The organism is Bacillus sp. 103mf, from assembly GCF_900116295.1.
Lineage (GTDB): Bacteria > Bacillota > Bacilli > Bacillales > Bacillaceae_G > Bacillus_A > Bacillus_A bruguierae.
On sequence record NZ_FPAF01000004.1, the window covers coordinates 184,534 to 208,415 of the forward strand.

Sequence of the window (23,882 nt, forward strand, 5' to 3'; positions counted from 1 at the left end):
AAAGGTTCACTTCATTGAACCTTTTTTCTTTATTTTTTATTCTCCTTTTGAAGTACATCCCAATTGTATAAAATCTTAGATGCAACAAGAGCAGCATGATTTGTTCCAGAATCTCCACCAGGAATCATGACAGAAATAGCGACTCGAGGATTTCTGGTAGGAGCATATGCGATAAAAAGAGAATGATTTATAATTTTTCCTTTTTCATTTGGCGAACCTGATATTCCTGTTTTACCTACAACATCAAAGGGTAAGTTTTCAATTTCTTGTATATTGTGACTCATTCCATCTTGTAAGACACTCTAAAAATGCGAAGGATAATGATTTGAGCTTTCTAGAATTGGTTTAAGCTTTTTTGTTCCTTTACCATCATTATTAATGATAGTATTTGTGATTTGAGGTTTATATTTATCACCTTTATTTGCAAGGGTTGCTGCATATTGAGCAAGTTGAATAGGAGTATGTACCTCGTTTCCTCCCCAAGAAGCGTTTAACAAAGCAGAAATTCCACTTTCAAACTTACTAGATGCATGCAATTGATATTGTCCGTCTTCTTCAAAGGGTAGATCAACCCCAGTTTTAGAACGGAGACCGAATTGTTTTAAATAGTTTGTCCAAATGTTTGCTACTTTTTCTAAATTTCCGTTATTTTGGTTAAATAGCGGAATCGCTACTTTTGCTGTCATAAATGTATTGGATGAATTAATAATCGCTTGACTCGGTGTAATTTCACCAGTTGGAGTTCCAGCTGCATTCGTAATATTATGTTGATCATCATATCGAAAATCACCTGTATCTAAATATGTATCTGCAGGTTGAAAAAGCTTTTCATTTAATCCGATTAAAATCGTAAGGGGCTTTATTGTAGACGCCATATTTACATAGGATTCACCATACTTTATTTTTTGAATTGTTTTATTTTGAGAAAGTACTTTTATCTTTTCTTTTTCTGGCGATGATACATGTGTACTAAGTACGTTTGGATCAAACGCTGGCGAGTTAGCCATAGTTAATATTTTTCCTGTTTTTACATCGATTACTACAGCAGAACCACCGTTAGCATCAGGTATTTGTTTGACTTGATCCCTTAAAGCTTCTTCGGTTTTTTGCTGAAGTTTAACATCTAGCGTTAGTTGAATATCTTTTCCCTTTTGAGGATCTTGCATGTTCCATAAGAATTTTTTATTTTTAATTTTAAATATGAAAGTTTTTTCTGGTATTCCTTTTAAATCATTTTCATATTGAAGCTCAATCCCATTTTCACCGGCAAGAGCATAATTAGAATAAGAGTTGTTGTTTGCAGGTTCTACATATCCAATTACTTGTGAAGCGATTTCGTGCTGTGGATACACACGTATCCATTCATTTTTTACTGTTACATTTTTAGGTTTGTTTTCGTTTATAAATATGAATTCATTATCCTGTATGTCTGAGTATAACAGTATTTCACCTTTATCATGATGTTTACAAGAGTTTTGTAATTGCTGCTTTATGTCATCCACTGAAATGTCATGACTATGATTCTACAGAAAGAATAGCGTATTTTTTCATTTTAGGGGGTATTTTGTTTTATTAGCTTGATAGCGATGTGGTGGTACCCCTTTAAGATCGGATTACCCTTTTACTAATATCGGAGTGTAACTTAATGCAGTCCTTGATTATGCAAGATCACTCTCTACCAAACAACTCCTAATGGTCCGAAAATGGTTAGTAAACAGTTTGAAGTAGGGGTCCCGCCCTGAAAGTGCGGATTTACAACGCTAAGCAGCTTGTGACGTTAAAAACGGAAGATTCCACAACGATAAGATTTTTGAGACAAGTCATATGAGACATCAGAAAGCCTAATTTTATAAGAAATCGATTAAGTCTCAGTAGATTAGACTCTACCTATTCTTTTGATAAAAGGGCTTTGTTTTATCTTCTTTATTAAAAATATAAGAGGCATTTAGCTAGTCCCCTTTCTCCTTACCTTGAATATATTATAGATAGAACAACCCTTGTTTTATCATTTGCGATATACTGGATTGTTCAAAATGATTATAAAGGAGAATTCGAATGTCTCAACCAAATATCCCTAATATTTCTCCCATCATTTCAATTACGAGGGAAGATGCGATTAACCTACTCCTAGCTTCCGTTGCAATGGAAGAGTTGGGACTAGCTCATATCATTAATGCCGAAGGGGAAAAACTACAATATGCACTCGGCACGTTACCTGGCTTGATCTCACCAGCTACGTTAAACGATATCTTACAGGTAAATAAAAGCGTGCGAGATACGCTCGCAATGACAATACAAAAGGAAATGCTGTTAGATAATAAATTAGAGCAAGTGACTCAGATCACTTCGAATGGAGTGACTGGACCTGCAGGACCTCCAGGACCACAAGGAGTTCCAGGACCACAAGGAGTCCCAGGACCACAAGGAGTTCCAGGACCACAAGGACCTGCTGGAGCAGGAGGATTAATTCCATTTTCAACGGGTATCATCCTCAGTGGTGCTACAGTAGTATCAGCTGCTCCAATTTTAATGGGTTTTGGTAATCACACGGTTGAAGTTATTGACGGTTCTGGAGAATCAACTATGCCTCCCGAAGCAGGTGGTTTTGCTTTCCCAATTCCCTTTGCGGGAACCGTTCAAAATTTACAAATAAGCGCAGATTTATTGGTTGCTTCAGTGGCTCATATAAATACTGTCGGTCTTATATATGATTTTACAGTATTCCTTGCACCGTCAGTTCCTAATAATGGGATTGATCATCTTTCTTCACCTTACTTGACAACTCCGCTGACTAGTTCGGTTACATTCGGATTTCCGAATACGACCATTACAGCCGGTACTTTCCATACAGCAACCAATATAAATGTCGGATCATTACCAGTCGCAGCGGGTGATCGTATTGGTATTCGTGTAAGGACGCGTGTATCGACGGATCCCTCAGCAGCTGATATCACCCAACTCTCATTTAGCGCCAGTCTATCTTATACTCCTTCTTAATAAGCCTCCAGCATTGTAATCCGCCATTTGTTTCATGGGTAGGCGAACGATTCAGGAAATGAACCGCCACATCTGAAAACATTTCCAATTAAGGAATTTATCGTGATGAAATAGAGGAAAGATTACTAGTTTATGGAGTAGTTTATAAAAATAAGAATAAGACGGATTATCAATCTGAAATAGCAAAACAGTTTTGTGTTTTTTGTAATTTAGAAGATGAATTATTATTAAATCTTGCTGCTTCAATAGAATTTATTTCATTTTTTAAAAGAATATTAAATATTCTTGAAATTAGACAAGAAGATGTTGGATAAATTGTTGTACCATTTCTACTACTATTTAGGAATGGTTTTTTTATGTTTTTTGAGGTAATAGTCCCGTGGATGTTCTTTTAGGGGTCACTATACATGCCCATCAACTTAAGAATTTTATAACACCCCAAAACAAAAAAATTGTACATTTTCACATGAAGATGTCAATTTTCTCGTTTTGGAGGTATTTGTATTTCTTAGCTTGATAGCGATGTGGCGGGACCCCTAATAGAAGATTCCTCCCGTTAATTTATTGAAATTAATATTAATACTGAAATGATAAATCTTGCTATAAAAATAAATTTTTAAAAAACGTTGACAATTAAAATACCGAAGACCTATAATACGTTTAACAACTTTGAATTGAGTCTTAATTTTCTAATTATAAAATATTTATCTGCGATGAAGAGAAGAGTAGATGATTAAGAGCGTATCAGAGAGCCACCCCAAGGCTGAAAGGGTGGTAACGATCGAATCATTGAAGGTAGCCTTGGAGCTTTACTTGTGAAATAGTTATTTAATGACTAAATTAGTATGTAACGGTTGGTCACGTTAACAGACCTAAGTCTAACTTTATTGGTTAAACTTATTAAGCCTGTTTTCCGTAAGGAAAATAGGAAAATTGGGTGGTACCGCGATAACCTCGCCCCAATATTTGATTTTTCAGGAATCAAATATTGGGGCTTTTTATATGAATTGAATAAATAATGGCGTTGAAAAGAAGGAGTAAAAGAGAATTCTAATGCACAGAGATTCGTTCCATTGGCTGAGAGAACGAATATTAGAACTCTTTGAAGGTAGTCTTGGAGCTTTGCTTTTGAAAGAGTAAAAATGGTATCCAGTAGAAAGCAACGGTTTGGTTCTCGTTATCGAACTATAGTTATATGACTTATTGAGTCTATTTACCGTGAGGAAATAGAGAAGCTGGGTGGTACTGCGATAATTTCGCCCCAACATTTGATTGATTTTTCAGGAATCAATCAAATGTTGGGGCTTTTTGTATCCAGTAAAATACAACGATTTGGTTCTTGTTATTGTTATTGTTATTGAACAAAGGTCATATGACTTGTTGAGTCTATTTACCGTAAGGAAATAGAGAAGTTGGGTGGTACCGCGATAATCTCGCCTCAGCAATCAAACATATTTTTCATATTTGATTGTGGGGGTGAGATTTTTCTATTTAAAAATTAAAAGATTTAAAAAGGTCATAGAAATTAAAATGATAACAACAGGAGGAACAAAAAATGAAAGATTTTTCAATGAAGGATAACTTATATATTGGTTTTATGTTATTTGCTTTATTTTTCGGAGCTGGTAACCTAATCTTCCCCCCTGCCTTAGGACATGCAGCTGGAACAAATATTTGGGAAGCGATGATTGGATTCCTTATTACATCAGTTGGCCTACCAATATTGGGCGTAACCGCTATTGCGAAATCTGGAGACTTACAAACTTTAACCAACCGTGTACATCGAAAATTTTCAATTTTTTTCACAATTACAACTTATTTATGCCTAGGTCCATTCTTAGTTATTCCGCGTGCCGGGAGTGTAGCATTTGAAATGGGAGCTGTTCCATTTCTTCCTAATGAGTTAACGAACCAGGGGATATCACTTTTTATATATACCATTTTTTATTTCTCTTTTAATTTTTGGTTATGTCTAAATCCTTCTAAACTATTTGATAGGATCGGTAAAATGTTAACTCCCATTATACTCGGAATTATTACAATTATCTTTATTCAAAGCCTATTTCATCCAGTTGGAGCATATGGAATACCCTCTCAAACATATGAACATAACGCCATATTTAAAGGGGTTATAGATGGCTATTTAACAATGGATGCTTTATCTGCTCTTCTTTTTGGGAGCGTTGTTATTGCAGCAATTGAGAAAAAAGGTATCCATGATTCACAAAAGATAACGCGTATTACCATTAGAACAGGAATAATTGCAGGCGTTTGTTTAGGAATTATTTATCTGATGTTAGGGCATTTAGGAGCTACTAGCCAGTCTTTACTGAATGCATCCGGAAATGGTGGACTTATTTTAACTGCTATAACTACTTATTTATTTGGAAATTCAGGTAGTGTTCTATTAGGAGTAGTATTTACTCTTGCTTGTTTAACAACATCCATTGGACTTATCACTTCTTGTAGTCAATACTTTGCTAGAATTATACCGCATTTTAGCTATAAGAAATGGGTTGGGATTCTTTGTTTTATTAGTATGATTCTTGCTAACTTGGGTTTAAATCAAATTATCTTGATTTCCGTTCCAATATTAACTGTCATTTATCCTTTAACTATTGTTTTAATTATTTTGTCCTTTTTTCATAAATACTTTAAAGGATACTCATCTGTTTATGTGGGCAGTTTGACTGGAACAGCTTTGATTAGTATCGTTGATGGCTTAAAACAAAGCAAAATTGAAATTAATTTTATCGGAAAAGTTTATGATTTTATTCCACTATATGAAGCAGGCCTTGGCTGGATTTTACCTGCAATTTGTGGGGCTTTTATCGGCTATTTATGGGGAATTTTAAAAAATGATTATTCTTATCAAAGTGAATATGATATAAAAAATAACATCAACAATTAATTACCATTTGGAATTTAACTGTTCAACAATTATTTTATATAAGAGTCATATTTCATACTATTTTAATTGGTAAATTAACTAATCGAATCAACTTAAGAAATACATTCAATCCCAAAACGAAAAAATGAGCTTTTTTGCTACAAGTTAACACAAAATTTCGTTTTGGGGGTACTATAAAATTTTAGCTTGATGGCTATGTAATATTACCCCATTTTGGTCAATAATGTTACCTCTTTCAGCTGGAGAAGTTGTGATAGTAAACGAAATAAAGTTTGTTTTAACTAAAATCGTAAAAACAACTCCTAGAATGGAAAGGATCACTAAAATCCCCCATCTTTTTGTTTTTGTATGTAACATAAAAACCTCCCTTATGCAGACTCTACTTGATCTTAAAATTAATTATTTTTTTGTAAATGTGGAACAACGGTAGTACTTGCATTGTCTATTATGTATCATAGCATTTTTAGAAAAGAAAGAAACAATCATCATAATACAAGATAGCATAGTTGCCGCAGTATAAAAAACGTATTTGGAGGATGTATGAAAAAACAAAAAAGAAAGAAATTAAAGACACATATATCTCCTCGGTTAAATATCCTATTTTTTTGTGTATTTCTATTATTCTCGTCCATTATTGTTAAGTTAGGAAAAGTACAAATCGTAGATGGAGAGACTTATAAGAATCAATTGCAAAAAGATGGGAGTATAACAAGTATTTCAGCTCCTCGTGGCAAAATTTTTGATCGAGAAGGTAAACCGGTTGTCGATAATAGGCCCGTTCGTATTATTACGTATACAAGATTAAAAGGAGGAAGTTCCGAAGACATTTTAAAAACTGCTAAAGATCTTGCAAATGTACTTGAAATACCAGAAGAAGAGATAAATAAGCTAACCGAAATAGATAAAAAAGATTTTTGGATGCAATTAAATAAAAAACGTGCTGAAGCAAAAATTACTAAGCAAGACGAGGATCATTTGAGAGAAAAGAACATGCAAGAGAAAGAGTTATCCAAGAAAATTGAAGAGTTAAGAAGAAAACGTATTACAGAAGAAGAATTGGCAGAATTAACATCACAAGATTTAAAAGTATTAGTTATTAAAAATAAAATGAGCTCTGGTTATCAAATGACACCACAAATTATTAAAAAAGACGCGACAGAGCAAGAGTATGCGAGAATAAGTGAAAATTCAGCAGAATTTCCAGGTGTAGATGCAACAGTTGACTGGGAACGTAATTATGTAAATGGTGACTTATTCCGTTCGGTGTTAGGGAATATAACAAATTCTGAAGAGGGACTGCCAAAAGAACATTTAGACTCTTATTTGGTACGTGGATACAATCGTAATGATCGCGTTGGAAAAAGTTATATTGAACAACGCTATGAAGATGTATTACATGGAACAAAAGGAGAAGTTAGAAATCATACTGATAAAGCAGGAAACATTATTCAGACAGAAACCGTTTCTAAAGGAAAAAGCGGTAATAATTTAACATTAACAATTGATATGGAATTACAGAAAAAAGTGGAAGAAAGTATAGAAAAAAATTTAAAAGCCTTTCAAGGTTCAGAACCATTAATGGATCGTGCTTTTGTTGTCATGATGAATCCAAAAACTGGAGAAATTTTATCTATGGCTGGTAAGAAGTTTGTAGAAAAAGATGAAAAAAAAGAGATAGAAGATTTTGCATTAGGCAACATGGTAACTTCTTATGAATTAGGTTCAGCTGTAAAAGGGGCTACTTTATTAACCGGATACAAAACAGGAGCTATACAACCAGGAGCTCAATTTTATGACGCACCTATGAATTTTAAAGGTACGAAAGCGAAAAAATCATGGAATGTATCCGGATTTGGGAATATTAATGATTTAAGAGCTTTACAAGTATCTTCTAATGTATATATGTTCCATACAGCTTTGCAAATAGCTGGAGTTAATTATGTACCAAATAGTTCGCTAGATATTAAACAAGAAGCATTTGATACAATGCGTTATTATTTTAAACAATTTGGTTTAGGAGTCCCAACAGGGATTGATTTACCAAATGAAATAATTGGACAAACGAGACAGAAAGATAGTCAACCTGGATTTTTGCTAGATTTTTCTATTGGGCAGTACGATACGTATACCCCTCTGCAATTGGCACAATATATTTCAACGATTGCAAACGGTGGATATCGAATGCAGCCTCAAATTGTACAAGAAATACGAGAACAATCACCCAAAAAAGAAGACATTGGTAAAGTCATACATTCTATTGAGCCTGTTGTGTTAAATCGAGTTGATATGAAGACAGAATATATTGATCGAGTAAAAGAAGGGTTTAGATGGGTATTTCAAGAAGGCGACGGAACAGGTGTAAAGTACTTCAAAAATGCCCCATATCAGCCAGCAGGTAAGACAGGAACAGCTCAAACAGTATATGGTGGGGAGAATGAAATTGGAAGGAATGCAAAAGGTGAGCGTATTGAGTGTTACAATTTAACATTAGTTGGATATGCTCCGTATGATAATCCAGAAGTAGCATTTTCTGTAGTGGTTCCATGGGTTTATAATGATAAAGGTGGTATTAACTCATTAATTGGAAAAGATATTTTAGATATATACTTTGATTTAAAAAATCAACGAATAAATGGTGGTGCTACCAATACAGATAGCCCTAATTAAAAACAGTAATATATATCTAGAAAAGATTATGATTATTAGCATTTAAGAGGTTCATGAACAAGAGAATAAAAGAATGAGATTTGGGGCGTGGAATAGCAGCTATTATTTATTTCGCTTTAACGGGTAGTCCCTCATCTTAAGATGCAGAGGGAAGCAAATAAGATAGGTGTGAGATAACTCTTGGCATGCACCAAATCCGTAAGAGATTTCCATCAGTGAGGAATGAAGCCCCTCACTGATGGAAGTTTCACTTTATGTCATTTTTATTTCATAAAAAGGAGAAGATTAAATTGAAAAAAATATGGGGACTACTTTTCTTTTGGTTACTTCTTGTATTGGTAGGATGTAATAAAGAAGAAACACCAGAACAAGCATTCAATATATATATTAAATTATGGGAAAATAAAAAGTTTGCAGATATGTATGATCAGCTATCAGAACATGCGAAAAAATCTATTTCGAAAAAAGACTTTACGGGGAAATACGAAACAATTTATGAGGGTATTGGAGTTGAGAATGTAAAAGTTAAAATAGAAAAAATAAATAACGATAAAAAGGATAATAGGCTCATTCTTTTTAAAGTTAGTATGGATACTTCGGGAGGAAAAATCTCCTTTTCACATGAAGCAAAACTTGTAAAAGAAAAAGCTGGAGATAAAGAAACTTGGAAAATAGATTGGACTCCAGACTTCATTTTTCCAGGTATGAAAAAAGATTATAAAGTACGTATACAGACAGAGCAAGGAAAACGCGGTGAAATCTATGATAGAAATGGAAAAGGACTTGCAACAAATGGAAATGCAATGGAAGTTGGAATTATTCCAGAAAAATTAGGTGAGGATGCAATGCAAAAGAAACAAACAGTAGCGCAATTACTGAATATGTCTGTTGAAGAAGTTGAACAGAAGCTTGCAGCAAAATGGGTGAAACCAGATTCATTGGTGCCAATTGGTATTTTACCAGAAGGGACACTGCAAAACGATTATATTTCGTTGGAAGGTATTTCGTCACATCCGGTAAAAGTTCGTACGTATCCATTAGGAGAAGCAGCAGCACATTTAATAGGATATATAGGAAAAGTAAATGCTGAGGAATTAAAAACACTTCAGAAAAAAGGATATCAAGCAGATGATTTAGTAGGTAAGACAGGCTTAGAGAAAGTATTAGAAGATAAATTGCGTGGTGAAAAGGGTGTGCGCATATTTATGGAAGATGCGAACGGAAAAGTGATTGAATACTTAGCAAAAAAAGAACCGAAAAGTGGGGAAAATGTTACGTTAACAATTGATACTTCAATTCAAGAAAAAATCTTTAATGAAATGAAAAATGAAGCTGGAGCTAGTGCAGCAGTTAATCCAAAAACGGGTGAAGCAATGGCACTTGTCAGTAGTCCTGCTTATAATCCGAATATAATAGTTAGAGGGGCATCAAAAGCCCAACGTGAAGCATGGAATAATGATTTGAAAAAGCCAATGATAAATCGTTTCACACAGGCATTTGTACCCGGTTCTGTATTTAAAACAATTACAGGTGCAATTGGTCTGGAAACGAAAGTTATAAATCCGAAGGAAGGATTTAAAATTGAAGGATTAAGGTGGACAAAAGATTCATCGTGGGGAAATTATTATGTAACACGTGTGAAAGATACTAGTCCAATTGATTTCGACAATGCTATGAAGTACTCTGATAATATTTATTTTGCACAACAAGCTTTGAAAATTGGTAAAGATCAGTATTTAAATGAACTTAAGAAGTTCGGATTTCATGAAAAGTTACCAATCGAATACGAATTTCCTACTTCAATAATTGCAAAAGATGGGATAAAAAATGATATTCAATTGGCAGACACAGGATACGGACAAGGACAAGTATTAATGACGCCTCTGCATTTAGCACTGACTTATGCACCAATTGTCAATGAAGGTGCTATCCCATCACCTTACCTTATAAAAGAAAAGAAAGAAAAGAAAAATTGGAAAGAAAATGTGATTTCTAAAGAAAATCAAGAAATATTAAAAAATGCATTAATAAAGGTCATTAATGATTCTGATGGTGCGGGGAGTATTGCTAAAGTCGATGGTATGACCCTTGCTGGTAAAACGGGAACAGCAGAACTGAAAGAATCAAAAGATGCGGCAGGAAAAGAACTTGGGTGGTTTGCTGCATTCGATGCAAACTCACCGGATATGATTGTTGTAATGATGATTGAAGATGTAAAAGGAAGAGGAGGAAGCAACGTTCCAGGTGAAAAAATAAAACATGTTTTTCAAAAATAATACTTAGAGGAGCATCGCTATACTGCCATCGACTTAAGCATTTAGGTTCTATTTTTAAAGATAAAAGCACGTTACTATTCTCTTATACGAATGAGAATAGTAACGTGCTTTTTATGAAAGGAGTAACGTCAGAAAATTGGTTCTCACGCTAAGAGCATGTCGAATCAAAAATACCTAGAATCGAAAGGAGCACTAAAATCCTCCATCTTTTTGTATGTAATCTACTTTATCTTAAGATTGAATTATTTTTAAAAAAATTATGGAACAATATTGTTATTTAGATTGTCTATTAAGTGTAATTTTAAAAATGGGTGTTCAAATTGGATGCATTGTATCTAATTTAATATCTGTTTTAAGTATTAAAATTCTGAAGGGAATGATCATTTTGAAAACTACAAGGATGCTAAAAATAGGAATGTGTGTTGGCATACTAAGTTTAAGTCTTGCAAGCGTAAAATTCTTTACAGGTGAACCACTGCAAGTTGAAGCAAAAGAAAAAACAAAGCAAACCAAGCATACAAATCATGCGACTCATCGAGAGTTCGCTCAACTTGAGAAAAATTTTGACGCTCGACTAGGTGTCTATGCTATTGACACTGGTACAAACCAGACAGTAACTTATCGACCTAATGAAAGATTTGCTTACGCATCTACCTACAAAGCTCTGGCGGCAGGAGCCGTACTACAGCAAAACTCAATTGACAAATTAAACGAAGTCATTACCTATACCAAAGATGACTTAGTTACCTATTCACCAGTCACAGAGAAACATGTGGACACTGGGATGACGCTTGGAGAAATTGCAGAGGCTGCTATTCGCTACAGTGATAACACCGCGGGGAATCTTTTATTCAAGAAACTAGCCGGACCTAAAGGATTTGAAAAGGCACTTAGACAGATTGGTGATAGAGTTACCATGGCTGATCGCTTTGAGACAGAGTTGAACGAAGCTATTCCGGGAGACATCCGTGATACAAGTACACCTAAAGCACTTGCTACCGATCTTAAGGCTTTTACAGTCGGAAATGCACTCCCAGCTGACAAACGTAAAATTCTTACAGATTGGATGCGTGGAAACACTACAGGAGACAAACTCATTCGCGCTGGCGTACCGAAAGATTGGGAAGTCGGTGATAAATCAGGAGCCGGAAGCTACGGAACACGAAATGATATTGCGATCGTTTGGCCACCGAATAGAGCACCCATTATCATCGCAATTCTGTCCAGCCGAGATAAGAAAGATGCTACCTATGATAATGAACTGATCGCGCAGGCTGCCAAGGTTACAATTAATGCTCTAAAATGATAATATCTCAGTTTCCTCATTTCTTAATCCAATGTTATATAGAGGATAAAACTAGAAACCGATTCTTTTTATTTTGAAGAGAATCGGTTTTTTGCATGCTTATCATTTCCATTATATATGTCTGATTAGTATTTATATAGATAAGTTCATCCATATCTTTTATGTTTCATCTCTAAATTTTATTATACCTATGGTAGTAATTATGATACAGCACTCCAATTCACTATGACCCGAAGTAATACGTATCTTGCCTGAATTCCAATACATGTTTACTCTTGACCTGAAATGCGTTTCATACATTATAACTAAGATGTTGCAGATGAGAACGATATCACTTATCGCATATATAGAGACGAAAGTAGGAGACAGGAATGAAACTTATCGCAATTGATTTAGATGGAACGCTTCTTACATCACAGAAAGTAATTAGTGAAGAAAATGTAGCAGTTATTAAGGAGTGTCAAGAAAAAGGACATGTTGTAGCTATTTGTACAGGGCGCTCTATGACAGATGTTCAAAAGCTTTTGCAAGAAACAAATTTACAATGTCCAATCATTGCAGAAAATGGTGCGATTTTGTATTTGGATAATGAAATGTTACAACGATATCCAATTGCAAATGGACATGCAGAAGAAATCGTTGATTATTTAGAAGAGAAAAGTATATTTTATCAATTGTATACAGATCAAGGTGTATATATACCAGAATACGGAGAAAAAAGCATTCAACTTGAGATGGATTTTATCATTAACTCCGATATACATGCTGATGAAGAAGAACTGAAACAAATCGCAGCATTATATTTACAGCATACTGAAACGAAAACAATCGAAAGTTGCAAACAGCTATTTTCAGAGCCAATTCATATTCATAAAATTCTCCCATTCTCGTATCAAAGGGAAAAATTAAAGCTATTAAAGAAGCAATTCATAGATAACGAGCAGCTATCGATTACGGCATCTTACTGGCACAATCTCGAAATAAATCATATTTATGCTCAAAAAGGGAACGGCTTATATACACTAGCAAATCATTTAGGGATATTAAAAGAACATACCGTTGCAATCGGTGATGGTTTAAATGATATGTCTATGATGGAAAAGGCAAATATATCAATTGCAATGGGGAATGCAGTGGAAGAGATTCAAGCACTTTGTCATTACAAAACACTTTCAAATGATAATCACGGTGTTGCGCATGCACTTCGCCATTATGTTATTGGATGAACTTATTTTTGCTATTTAGACCACGGCTGAAAAAGCAAAGAAGGTATGAGAAAAAATTGTTTTTATAAGTTTAATTACTTTAAATATGCAAAAAAGAACAAATTATGTCGAAATTTGTTCTTTTTTTGTGTATTTTTATCCACTTTTCTTCTCTATCGTATTGAAAAATAAAAAAATTACTAGATAACACTATTTTTCTATGTACCTTGATGAATTTAATTCGTATAATGGAAAAGTTGAGTAAATTTACAAATTAAACACAATTGAAAAATCAATATATACATGTGAATTACAGATATAGGAGTTGGCGGATATGTATCGGCTTACAGAACTTATTGATATTCAAGAAATACAAACAATGGCAGAACAATTTTATTTTTTAACACATATTTCACATCAGCTTCTTGATTGCGATCAAGAGATAATATTTCATTACGGCACACAATCCAATGATACACATTTACATACAAAAATTCATATCCCGATTATAATCCATGAACGCACTATTGGTGGTTTTATCATTTTTTCTCCGCAAGATCATATTGATTCTTGTACAACATATTTCAAATCTCTTGTAGCACTTATGACCAATATAGGAAGGAATAAATTGCAACAACTTCAGGAGAAGCAATCAATACCTACTGAAAATTTATATACGATTTTACAAAACATGCCCGTGATGGTTGATGCATTTACTGAAGAAGGTACATTTTCGATATGGAACCGAGAATGTGAACTCGTAACCGGGTATAGTGCATCTGAAATTGTTCAAAATCCTTACGCATTAGAACTGCTTTATCCTGATGAAGGATATCGAAATCAAATGCTACATGAATTTTCCGTTCGTGGTAAAAACTTTCGTGATTGGGAAATGACACTTACTTGTAAAAATGGTGATAAGAAAACGATTATGTGGTCAAATCTATCAGAAGAATTTCCTGTCCCTGGATATAGCCACTGGGCAATTGGCGTCGATATTACACATCGAAAAAAGATTGAAGAAGAGCTCATCCAAAAATCCTCAGAGTTAGAATTACTCTTTAAAGCACTTCCAGATTTATGCTTTTTAATAAATCTTGATGGAACGATTTTTGATTATAAGGCTGGGTGTTCAGAGAAATTTTATATGCCTGTTGAACAATTTATGGGCAAAAGGTTTCAAGATATCTTACCTTCCGATGTTGCCGAGCAGCTACATGAAGCAATTATAAAAGTACAAGAAAATAATTCTATAGAAATTGTAGACTACTCTTTACCGATGCATGATAGTATATATTATTTTGAAGCACGATGTTTACCGCTTTTAACAGATAAAATTATGGTTATTGTTCGTGATATTACGGAACGAAAAAAGACAGCTGAACTATTGAATAAATCAGATACATTAGCCGCAGTTAGTCAACTTGCTGCAGGAGTTGCGCATGAAGTAAGAAATCCTTTAACTGTTATTAAAGGATTTATACAATTATTACAAATTCAAATGAATAATGATACAGAATATTTTCAGCTGATGCTTTCTGAAATTGAGCGTATTGAATCTATTATTCATGAGTTTTTATCGATTGCTAAACCTGAAATTATTTCTTTTGAAAACAAGAATCTTTGTTTTATATTAGAAAATGTTGTGTCATTAATTAACACAAAAGCAATTATGACAAATATTCATATCACATTCCAAACAGATCCTGATGTCTTGCATATTGATTGTTGTGAAAAACAGTTAAAGCAAGTATTTATTAACATTTTACAAAACTCTATTGAAGCCATGCCAAATGGAGGGGAAATCATAATTACCGCTAAGAAAGTAAACGACACTGAAGTGATGATTTGTATTTCAGATGAGGGGATAGGTATTCCAGAAGAAAGGATTATAAAACTCGGAGAACCTTTTTATAGCACGAAAGAAAAAGGAACAGGTATTGGTTTAATGATTAGCTATAAAATTATTGAACGTCATCAAGGAAGAATCCATATAACAAGTAAGGTTGGAGTAGGGACTTCGGTGAAAATTTCCTTACCAATTTCTCAAATTTCTTAATTGAAAAACGAAGTTACTTTAGATTAGAACGTGAATAAATGGTCATAATAGTAATCATGTATATTAATTTAAAGGATGATATGATGATTTATATTTATACTGATTATGGCGGGACACATACAACTTCACTAGCAGCAGCGTATCATTTAAAAAAACTACCAACCAATCGGAAACTCACGAAAGATGAGATATTAAATGTTGATTATTTTAATAAACTAAAAACTTCTGATATGGGAAAAATTATTTTTCACGGACGAGATGAAAATGGAGATTCTGTTTATACAGTCGGCCATGGTGCATCTAAAGTTGTAGTTCCAGCTTTAAAAAATTTAAGTGTACTGTTACAAGAGAAATATCAAAACCATGAAAAAATTGTGTTCTCTAATACATCACCAACCGTTCCGTTTGCTATGACAATTGGTGGTTTATTTTCGAGAAGATTAAAAATTGATTTTATTGGTGTACCGTTGTTAGTTTTCGGGGCAAAACAAGCTTGCGATAATATTATCAGGCTCGTAGAATATACAAAACAGGGCGGAAGGTTAACAAATGAAGATGTTGTAGTATTAGAAAATGAAAATTTTAAATAATAGTTATAACAAAAAGGATGGCTAATCATATATTAACCATCCTTTTTGTTATAATATCTCAACTTTTTTTCGAATGACAATCTTATCAATGTCCTCTTCTTCATCACCAATATATAAACCGCGTTCTCTTAAATACATCTCAAAATATAAATCAGCTTCAGCGCGTTCATCGTATGGCTTTACAGATAAAACAAATCCCAATTTATGTTGCTCTTCCAATTCAACAGTAGAAATATAAGCTGGAATTTTATTACGTAAAAATAACTCCTTAACTGGAATAATCATGTCTTTCATTAACTTTGATAAAAGGCTCATTTCAAATTCGAAATTAAAGCGATCAATGCTTGATAAATCTGCAAAAACAACACCAATGAAACCAGTATTAAAAATTTCTTGATAATTTTCTTCTTCTATATTTCCGTTGTAAAAATTCTTTTCAATTAAGTAATTTTTAAAATAAGCAATGCCTTCAGCTTCTTTAAAAGGTTTTGTAGAAAGAACAAAACCAATTTTCTGTTGTTTATGTAAATATGCACACGATAAGTAAGCAGTAACATTATATTCAGCGAAAAGAGAACTTGTTGCTTGCGCAAGACCATCTAACACATGATGCACAATATGTAGTTGTTTACGAGAGAAGTAATATGATTTTTTTTCAAGTTCCAATGTATCGATAAACACAGAGCCAATAAAGCCTGTATTTGAAATAGTAGGAGTATGCTTTTTTCTTCCTCTGCGTTTATTTTGAGCCAATGAAATCCATCCTTCCTAGTACCTGTCCCATAAGGGAGAAGATGCAAACGAACATTTGTTCTTATATTTATATTGTACTATGTATTAGTTGAAAAGTAAATATTTTATTCGCAAAATAAACAAAAAGATGCCTCAAAAAGGCATCTTAATTAAGAAGAGGGAAGAGTACTTACCCCATAATATTATGTATAATTTATATTAAGAAACAGATACAAATTCTTCTGCATCTTCGACATCTAAATGGCAATCCATTGTACGTACATCTTGATCTTCATGGCTTCCAAAATAAATAGTAATTTTCATATGTATCGCTCCTTTATTTTAGGAATACCTAAAATAATCATTTATTGTTTTCTATTATATACCACTTTACACATTCCTACAATCTTATCGTTAGTTTAAAAAATGTTTCTTTAATATTAAGAAAATTGTTATAATAAATTCATCTATATTGAAGGAGGAAATAACATGCAAAAAACATTAAAAATATTTTCAAATGTAGGAAGAGGAGTGAATATTAACTAACACAATATAGCACTCCTGCTTCCTAAAATCATTATGAAAAATGAACAACGGAAAGTAGGAGAATAATTGAAGAGACAAACAATCGCAACGCATAATATTTCGATTTTATTTTGGGTACAGTTTTTTGGAACGATTAGTTTTTTACAGCCGGTAATGACACTTTTTTATATGGAAAGAGGTTTAACAGCAGCAAATATATTTATTGTGATGATGTGTTGGAGCGGGGCAGTACTTGTTGGGGAAATTCCAGCAGGTGTTTTTGCTGATCGCTTCGGTGCAAAATTATCGTTTTTGACAGGATCTATCATAAAAACGTTTAGTATTTCTATCTTGCTATTTGCAGATAACCTATGGTTATTTTGTCTATATAGTTTATTGAATGGATTGTCGGTTACATTTTTCTCCGGAGCAGACGAAGCGCTAATTTATGAGTCTTTAAAAGAAAACAATGAGCAACATGTAATGGATCAAGCAATGGGAAAAATCCAATCGGCGGGCTTTATTTCCATGTTATTCGCAGTAATTTTCGGTTCGTATTTCGCTAAAGATCTACGAGAAGAACAATTTACACTATTAATTGTTCTCGGAATAATATTTCATTTGGTAGAACTTGCTTTACTATTTTTCATTAAAAGTCCAAAGAAACTATCATCTTATCGGGAAGAATCTTTTTCACAAGTAATCGAAGGAATAAAGGTTATTCGTAAAGCGCCACAATTACTCGTTATGTTTTTAAACGTCTCACTTGTATTCATTCCGGCAAGTGCAGTATATGATACATTTAATCAACCACTGTTTACGAACGCAGGACTTCCTGTATTTGCAATTGGTATTATGTACGCTTTAGCTGCCATTCTTGGATACTTTTCTTCGATATCAATTGGCTGGCTTACTAGCAGATTTTCACGTGCAATTTTAATGAATGTGACAGGTGGTTTAGCCGTTGGTGGTTTATTGTTATCAACATTTTTCGGAGATACATTGTGGGTTATATTAGGAGCATTCTTTATGTTACGGTTCGTACGTGCCATTAGATATCCGATTTACTCGCAGCTTAGTAATGACATGATCCCGTCTCATGTACGTGCAACAACGATTTCGTTATTGTCTGTGCTAGATTCGATATTAGATCTTATTATTTTCGGAACACTATCATTCGTAGCCGTTAAATCATTACCATTTGTATTCGCCGGCTGTGCATGTATTGCATGTATCGGGACGTTTTTACCGATACAAAAAAATGCTGTGGGCGTTACGGCGCAGCGTAGAATGAATCGAAATATAAAATAAAATACTCCCCCAAAGTGTGCTATAAACTTTGGGGGACTTTATGTTTACATTATAAAAAATTATTAGTAGGCAATATAATAGTTTGAAATATATGGAGGTCAACCTAATGTTACATATAGTGAAAGCAAAACTTGATGATTTACAATGGATTAATTCTCAATACGAAAAGGCTGATTTTGTACCATCACATTTAGACAATGAGGAGATTGGAATTGCGTATTTTAATGGTCAAAAGGCTGGCTTAGGAAGGTTAGTAAAAGTTGATGAAAACACCTTTGAAATGGGTGGGATATATACGTTAGAAGACTATAGAGGAAAGAAAATTGCTGATAGTATCGTTGCATTTCTTATTAAAGAAGCTCGGAAACTTCAAATTCAAAATGTATATTGCATTCCATTTGAACACTTAAAACCTTTTTATAGTAAACATGGATTTCAAGAAGTAGTAGATTTAGCTGCAGTTCCTAAACTGGTTATAGATAAATATAATTGGTGCTTAGAGCAATACGATATAAAAACATTGTTAATGAAATTATAAATTTGAAAACACACATAGCGTGTGTTTTTTCTTTTGTCAAAAAACGTTTAGGGAATAAAAAGCATGAAAATATGCATTGTTTTACAATTATTCACTCCTTCATAATCTCCGCTAGTACTCCTGATAATTTATACTTCTTTCCCGGTGTTGATATATTTATATTTCTCATTTTATTTTTAGTAGATACTTTTAGGGATTTTTATGTTTACAAACCTAGAACTATGATTACTTTACACGATCCAAAATTAGGCATTTGAACAAGTTACAATACCTAATTATAGGTCATACTTTGTTGAAGAGTGCATTCGAAAAAATCTATTGTCTTATCTATTGCAGGACGTATTTTCATTATGGCTTGCTAATTATATACATGGAGGTAATGAAATGAATAATTTTCAACAAGAACTTCAAACGTTAAATTTAAATGATTATAATGCTGGAAATATTGTGTACTGGGATAGTCAAATTCCTTCTCCATACTACATTGATGACGACTATACTCGTCGTTGCGGAGGATGTGGTCGTTGCGGAGGATTCGGTCGTTGTGGAGGATTTGGTCGTTGCGGAGGATTCCGTTGCTTTGGATGCTTTGGATGCCTTGGATGCGGCGGTTGTGGCGGTTGTGGTGGTTGTGGCGGTTGCGGAGGATTTGGCGGTTGTGCTGGATTCTGCGTGGACGGAGTATGCTTTATTTAACTCTTATTTTTTAATTGAAACTTTACTTAAAGAAAAGCGTTTCTACATGAATTTTATTGTAGAGACACTTTTCTTTAAGTATGATAAACCACTCTTCTTCTTTCCGTTTGACATAAGAAAAAATAGTATACATAAAATTGTTATGACGGAAGTTATCATGCTCATTCAAGAACAATGAACAGAGAAGGAGGAGTACAATGACAAAATTAAACGCTTCGACACGTTTGAAAATGAAAAGAGATACTTTTTTTCTCTCTGATCCAAAAGGGGAAGTGTATTTTAGAAATAATGCCAGTTCATTTCGAATGGAAGGGAAGTCTATCAATCAATGGATCGAAAAATTAATACCAATGTTTAACGGAGAACACACATTAGGAAATTTGACAGCTGGCTTACCTGAGCCATATCGAAAGCGAGTATTTGAAATAGCAGACATACTGTACCAAAATGAATTTGCAACAGACATAAGTCAAGATTATCCACACCAATTGCCAGAAAATATTCTCAAAAAATACGCATCACAAATTGAATTTTTAGATAACTTCGGCGTGTCTGGGGCATACCGTTTTCAAACGTATCGTCAAATGAAAGTATTAGCTATCGGTTCTGGTTCTTTTTTTGTTTCCCTTATTTCCGCATTACTTGAATCAGGATTACCACAATTCCAGATGCTAATTACTGATTCCGTACAAACCAATAGAAGAAGATTAAAAGAATTAATAGCATATGCACAAAAAACAGATCCTGAAGTGGCGATTGAAGAAATTTTTTTACAAAAAGAAAAAAGAAATGGTTTGAAAGATGCGGTGCAGCCATTTCAGGCGATTTTGTATGTATCACAAGGAGAAGACATAGAGGAATTAAAAATTTTTCATGCTATTTGTAAAGAAGAAAAAAAGATTTTCATCCCTGCCATATCTAAGCAAGGAGTCGGATTAGCCGGGCCACTCGTACACTCAGAAAGTGATGCTTGCTGGGAATCAGCTTGGCGACGTATACACAAGTCTGCATTTTCTAAAACTTCAGGGGAACACACTTTTTCTTCTACAACGGAAGCAATGTTAGCAAATGTAGTGGTATTTGAACTGTTCAAAAAGGTTACAGATGTAACGAAACCCACGCAAACGAACCAATTTTTTCTGTTAAATTCCGAAACGTTAGAAGGAAACTGGCATTCCTTTTTACCTCATCCTTTAGTAACTGAGAAAATGGAAATCGAATGGGTCCAAGACTTTAATACGAGAATCAAAGAGAGCTCAAATAAAAATGAATTGAATGAATCTACTCTGAACTTGAATTATCTTGTATCAAAAGAAGCAGGGATTTTTCACACTTGGGAAGCAGGTGACTTAAAACAGCTACCAGTGGCTCAATGTCGTATTCAAACAGTTGATCCACTGTCAGAAGGCCCTGCTGAATTATTACCAGATATGATTTGTACAGGTTTGACGCATATGGAAGCAAGGTACGAAGCTGGATTAGCCGGAGTTGAGACCTATATATCGCGAATAGCTAGTTCAAAGTTTTCTGAACATGGGCAATTTATAGGAATTGGAGCCGGGGAAACGATTGCAGAATGTGTATCTAGAGGATTACAAAAATGTTTAGATGAAGAATTTCATAAGAGACAGACGAGTCAAAATATTGTTGTTTCTCGAGTAGAATTAGACGCAATAGAAGATGAGCGCTGCCGCTTTTATTTGCAAGCACTTACTACTCTGCAAGGAGCACCTACAATTGCTTTTGGTGAAGCCATTTTCGATTTCCCTGTTATATGGATTGGCACGAATAATCACTGGTATGGAAGTGTAGGGTTAAATAGAACAATCGCGTTACGTAAAGCATTACAACAGGCACTTACAGAAGCACAAAATTGTGATGATTGCTGCGCATCACAAGCGCTAGAGGCTTCATCAGTTTTATTACAAGATACAATGCCATTACACTCCGCCATTTCTTCTTGTGAAAACATGACGCAAGAAGAAATATTACAATCTGCTGAACAGACATTAAAACAAAATGGAAAACGGCTCTGCGTATTTGAAATATCACTAGAAGCAATCTGGAAGGAGGAACTAGCAGGACTATTTGGAGTATTATTGGGAGAGGAGGAATCCCATTGAGCGCTTCGATTTTAATTATTGGAGAGGGGCTATTGGCAAATCGTGTATATGAAGAATTATCAGTCCAATATGAAATCACTCAATACACGGATTTTGATCGAAAAATACCAGCAACGACCGATTTAGTTCTCGTATTACATGATACTTGGAATCCTTCATTTCATAAGCAGGCAGAAAGCGTACTTCAATCAACGAATATTCCTTGGCTGCGAGCTTTCGTTTCATTTGGAGAAGGAATAATCGGTCCGCTAGTTCGCCCAGGCACACCAGGATGTTCAGAGTGTGCAGATATACGCCGTACTTTCGCAGGAAATGATTCTAAAGAGATGTGGGGGATCATGCAGATCTTAACAACAAATAAGGAAATACCTCGAGACATATGGGCATCAAGTAATGGATTATTACAGATGACACATCTTCTGCTAGAAGAAGTCCAGTGCATTTTACAAGGTGATCATGCACGATCAGAAGGACACATGTTTTTCGTTAATTTACAAACATTGAAAAGCTCATATCATTTTTTTCTACCTCATCCTTTATGCTCAAATTGTAGTCAATTGCCTAATGACTCATCACATTCAGCTAAGATTTCATTGCAATCAAGCCCGAAGATTAGCATAAATGATTATCGTTGTCGTTCCATTTCTGAACTGAGTAAAGTATTAGCCAAGGATTATCTAGATTATGAGACTGGGTTTTTAAATGATAAAATGTATAACCTTACACCTCCTTTTGCCGAGGTAAGTGTAAATCTTCCGTTGCTCTTTGGAAATGAAGGAACAGCTGGGCGTACCCATTCATATGCAACTAGCGAATTAACTGCTATTTTAGAAGGATTAGAACGATATTGCGGTCTAGAACCTCGGGGGAAACGTACAGTTATTCAGGACACGTTCCGCAATTTAGCTCATCAAGCACTTAATCCCCTTGAAGTGGGTGTACATGCAACGGAACAATATATGCAACCTAATTTCCCGTTTAAACCGTTTCATCCAGATCGTCCAATGAACTGGGTATGGGGTTATTCACTTTTGCAAGAACGTCCAATTTTAGTTCCAGAACTACTTGCTTATTATAGTTTAGGCGGTAGAGATGGTTTTGTTTATGAGACTTCCAATGGTTGCGCATTGGGTGGCAGTTTAGAAGAAGCAATTTTTTATGGCATTTTAGAAGTGATTGAGCGCGATTCATTTTTGTTAACTTGGTATGCCGAGCTGCCTCTCCCGCGTCTTGATCTTTCTTCTGTCAATGATCAAGAGTTGCAGTTGATGGTAGAACGCGTGCATACAGTAGGGGGATATGATATACATTTGTTTAACTCGACAATGGAGCACGGCATTCCAAGCGTCTGGGCACTAGCAAAAAACAGAAAGGAGAAAGGATTAAATATTATCTGTGCAGCTGGAGCTCATTTAGATCCGATACGAGGGGCGAAAAGTGCAATATATGAATTAGCTGGTATGATGTTAACACTTGATAAGGAATTTGAGATGAATCGCAAGAAATATGTACAGATGTTCCATAATCCTTCCCTCGTGAAGCAAATGCCTGACCATCCTAAGGTATGCGGTTTGCCAGAAGCGGAAGAACGGTTTCAGTTTTTACTAGATAATAATCGCCCGTTACAAACGTTTACTGAGGCATTCAAGCAAAAAACAAGACATGAGGACTTGACAGATGATTTAAGAGAAATAATTCAGATGTTGCACCAGTTGAACCTCGATGTGATTGTGGTAGATCAGACAACACCAGAAATAATGCGAAATGGATTACATTGTGTGAAAGTACTCATTCCAGGAATGTTGCCAATGACATTTGGGCACCATCTTGCGCGCTTAACAGGTCTAGAGAGAGTATTACGGGTGCCAATGGAACTTGGATATACGAAGCAACCGCTATCGTTTGAACAACTCAATCCACATCCGCATCCATTTGCGTAAGTGATG

The 23,882-nt window shown here is 34.5% G+C and carries 15 protein-coding genes, 1 pseudogene and 2 other annotated features; of the genes and pseudogenes, 13 read left to right on the forward strand and 3 right to left on the reverse strand.

Annotated features, from left to right (window positions below; genetic code table 11):
• Window positions 1–6: 6 nt before the first annotated feature.
• Window positions 7–1,514 (reverse strand): annotated as a pseudogene (locus tag BM350_RS12940) (penicillin-binding transpeptidase domain-containing protein); the annotation flags it as partial.
• 541 nt (window positions 1,515–2,055) lie between these two features.
• On the opposite strand from BM350_RS12940, the gene BM350_RS27250 reads away from it, so the two are divergent.
• Both BM350_RS27250 and brnQ read left to right on the forward strand, forming a co-directional pair.
• Window positions 2,056–2,997 (forward strand): alpha-helical endospore appendage domain-containing protein, encoded by a 942-nt coding sequence (locus BM350_RS27250; protein WP_175483373.1) that lies wholly within the window; start codon window positions 2,056–2,058, stop codon window positions 2,995–2,997.
• A 704-nt stretch (window positions 2,998–3,701) separates the two neighbouring features.
• Window positions 3,702–3,962 (forward strand) — a binding site (T-box leader).
• Window positions 3,963–4,012: 50 nt separating this feature from the next.
• Window positions 4,013–4,264: a binding site (T-box leader), on the forward strand.
• A gap of 288 nt (window positions 4,265–4,552) precedes the next feature.
• Window positions 4,553–5,908 carry a branched-chain amino acid transport system II carrier protein gene (brnQ, locus tag BM350_RS12950; protein ID WP_090914686.1) on the forward strand — a complete coding sequence of 452 codons (1,356 nt, stop codon included), beginning with the start codon at window positions 4,553–4,555 and terminating at the stop codon, window positions 5,906–5,908.
• A 171-nt stretch (window positions 5,909–6,079) separates the two neighbouring features.
• Here the strand turns inward: brnQ and BM350_RS12955 are convergent, their stop codons facing one another.
• Window positions 6,080–6,265 carry a hypothetical protein gene (locus tag BM350_RS12955; protein WP_090914685.1) on the reverse strand — a complete coding sequence of 62 codons (186 nt, stop codon included), beginning with the start codon at window positions 6,263–6,265 and terminating at the stop codon, window positions 6,080–6,082.
• A gap of 183 nt (window positions 6,266–6,448) precedes the next feature.
• Between BM350_RS12955 and BM350_RS12960 the strand changes: the two genes are divergently transcribed.
• The 6 genes from BM350_RS12960 (at window position 6,449) to BM350_RS12985 (ending at window position 16,011) form a co-directional block, all read left to right on the forward strand.
• Window positions 6,449–8,575: a peptidoglycan D,D-transpeptidase FtsI family protein gene (locus tag BM350_RS12960; RefSeq protein WP_090914684.1), complete on the forward strand. Its 2,127-nt coding sequence runs from the start codon at window positions 6,449–6,451 to the stop codon at window positions 8,573–8,575.
• Window positions 8,576–8,865: 290 nt separating this feature from the next.
• On the forward strand, window positions 8,866–10,851 hold the full coding sequence (locus BM350_RS12965) for a penicillin-binding transpeptidase domain-containing protein (protein WP_090914683.1): 1,986 nt from the start codon (window positions 8,866–8,868) through the stop codon (window positions 10,849–10,851).
• A 367-nt stretch (window positions 10,852–11,218) separates the two neighbouring features.
• Complete coding sequence (bla, locus tag BM350_RS12970; RefSeq protein WP_090915016.1) at window positions 11,219–12,157, forward strand: class A beta-lactamase; 939 nt, start codon at window positions 11,219–11,221, stop codon at window positions 12,155–12,157.
• 371 nt (window positions 12,158–12,528) lie between these two features.
• Window positions 12,529–13,383, forward strand: coding sequence for a Cof-type HAD-IIB family hydrolase (locus BM350_RS12975; protein ID WP_090914682.1), 855 nt, complete (start codon window positions 12,529–12,531; stop codon window positions 13,381–13,383).
• A gap of 313 nt (window positions 13,384–13,696) precedes the next feature.
• Window positions 13,697–15,421 (forward strand): PAS domain-containing sensor histidine kinase, encoded by a 1,725-nt coding sequence (locus BM350_RS12980; protein WP_090914681.1) that lies wholly within the window; start codon window positions 13,697–13,699, stop codon window positions 15,419–15,421.
• A gap of 83 nt (window positions 15,422–15,504) precedes the next feature.
• The gene (locus BM350_RS12985) at window positions 15,505–16,011 is read left to right on the forward strand and encodes a DUF3189 family protein (protein WP_090914680.1); all 507 of its coding nucleotides are present in this window, start codon (window positions 15,505–15,507) and stop codon (window positions 16,009–16,011) included.
• A 48-nt stretch (window positions 16,012–16,059) separates the two neighbouring features.
• On the opposite strand, the gene BM350_RS12990 is transcribed toward BM350_RS12985, so the two are convergent.
• On the reverse strand, window positions 16,060–16,764 hold the full coding sequence (locus BM350_RS12990; protein WP_090914679.1) for a hypothetical protein: 705 nt from the start codon (window positions 16,762–16,764) through the stop codon (window positions 16,060–16,062).
• 591 nt (window positions 16,765–17,355) lie between these two features.
• Between BM350_RS12990 and BM350_RS13000 the strand changes: the two genes are divergently transcribed.
• From BM350_RS13000 to BM350_RS13025, 5 genes are all read left to right on the forward strand, one after another.
• A complete protein-coding gene (locus BM350_RS13000; protein ID WP_090914677.1) occupies window positions 17,356–18,579 on the forward strand; it encodes an MFS transporter in 1,224 nt (407 codons plus the stop codon).
• A gap of 106 nt (window positions 18,580–18,685) precedes the next feature.
• Window positions 18,686–19,117: a GNAT family N-acetyltransferase gene (locus BM350_RS13005; protein ID WP_090914676.1), complete on the forward strand. Its 432-nt coding sequence runs from the start codon at window positions 18,686–18,688 to the stop codon at window positions 19,115–19,117.
• A 384-nt stretch (window positions 19,118–19,501) separates the two neighbouring features.
• Complete coding sequence (locus BM350_RS13010; protein ID WP_090914675.1) at window positions 19,502–19,813, forward strand: heterocycloanthracin/sonorensin family bacteriocin; 312 nt, start codon at window positions 19,502–19,504, stop codon at window positions 19,811–19,813.
• Window positions 19,814–20,010: 197 nt separating this feature from the next.
• Complete coding sequence (locus BM350_RS13020; RefSeq protein ID WP_090914673.1) at window positions 20,011–21,936, forward strand: putative thiazole-containing bacteriocin maturation protein; 1,926 nt, start codon at window positions 20,011–20,013, stop codon at window positions 21,934–21,936.
• On the forward strand, window positions 21,933–23,876 hold the full coding sequence (locus BM350_RS13025) for a TOMM precursor leader peptide-binding protein (protein ID WP_090914672.1): 1,944 nt from the start codon (window positions 21,933–21,935) through the stop codon (window positions 23,874–23,876). Before BM350_RS13020 ends, BM350_RS13025 begins: the two co-directional genes overlap by 4 nt.
• Window positions 23,877–23,882 lie beyond the last annotated feature (6 nt).

Excerpts from the sequence above, each read along its gene's own strand:
- BM350_RS27250 (WP_175483373.1), top strand. The coding sequence starts at position 2,056 with ATGTCTCAACCAAATATCCCTAATATTTCTCCCATCATTTCAATTACG.
- brnQ (WP_090914686.1), top strand. The coding sequence starts at position 4,553 with ATGAAAGATTTTTCAATGAAGGATAACTTATATATTGGTTTTATGTTA.
- BM350_RS12955 (WP_090914685.1), bottom strand. The coding sequence starts at position 6,265 with ATGTTACATACAAAAACAAAAAGATGGGGGATTTTAGTGATCCTTTCC.
- BM350_RS12960 (WP_090914684.1), top strand. The coding sequence starts at position 6,449 with ATGAAAAAACAAAAAAGAAAGAAATTAAAGACACATATATCTCCTCGG.
- BM350_RS12975 (WP_090914682.1), top strand. The coding sequence starts at position 12,529 with ATGAAACTTATCGCAATTGATTTAGATGGAACGCTTCTTACATCACAG.
- BM350_RS12980 (WP_090914681.1), top strand. The coding sequence starts at position 13,697 with ATGTATCGGCTTACAGAACTTATTGATATTCAAGAAATACAAACAATG.
- BM350_RS12985 (WP_090914680.1), top strand. The coding sequence starts at position 15,505 with ATGATTTATATTTATACTGATTATGGCGGGACACATACAACTTCACTA.
- BM350_RS13005 (WP_090914676.1), top strand. The coding sequence starts at position 18,686 with ATGTTACATATAGTGAAAGCAAAACTTGATGATTTACAATGGATTAAT.
- BM350_RS13010 (WP_090914675.1), top strand. The coding sequence starts at position 19,502 with ATGAATAATTTTCAACAAGAACTTCAAACGTTAAATTTAAATGATTAT.
- BM350_RS13020 (WP_090914673.1), top strand. The coding sequence starts at position 20,011 with ATGACAAAATTAAACGCTTCGACACGTTTGAAAATGAAAAGAGATACT.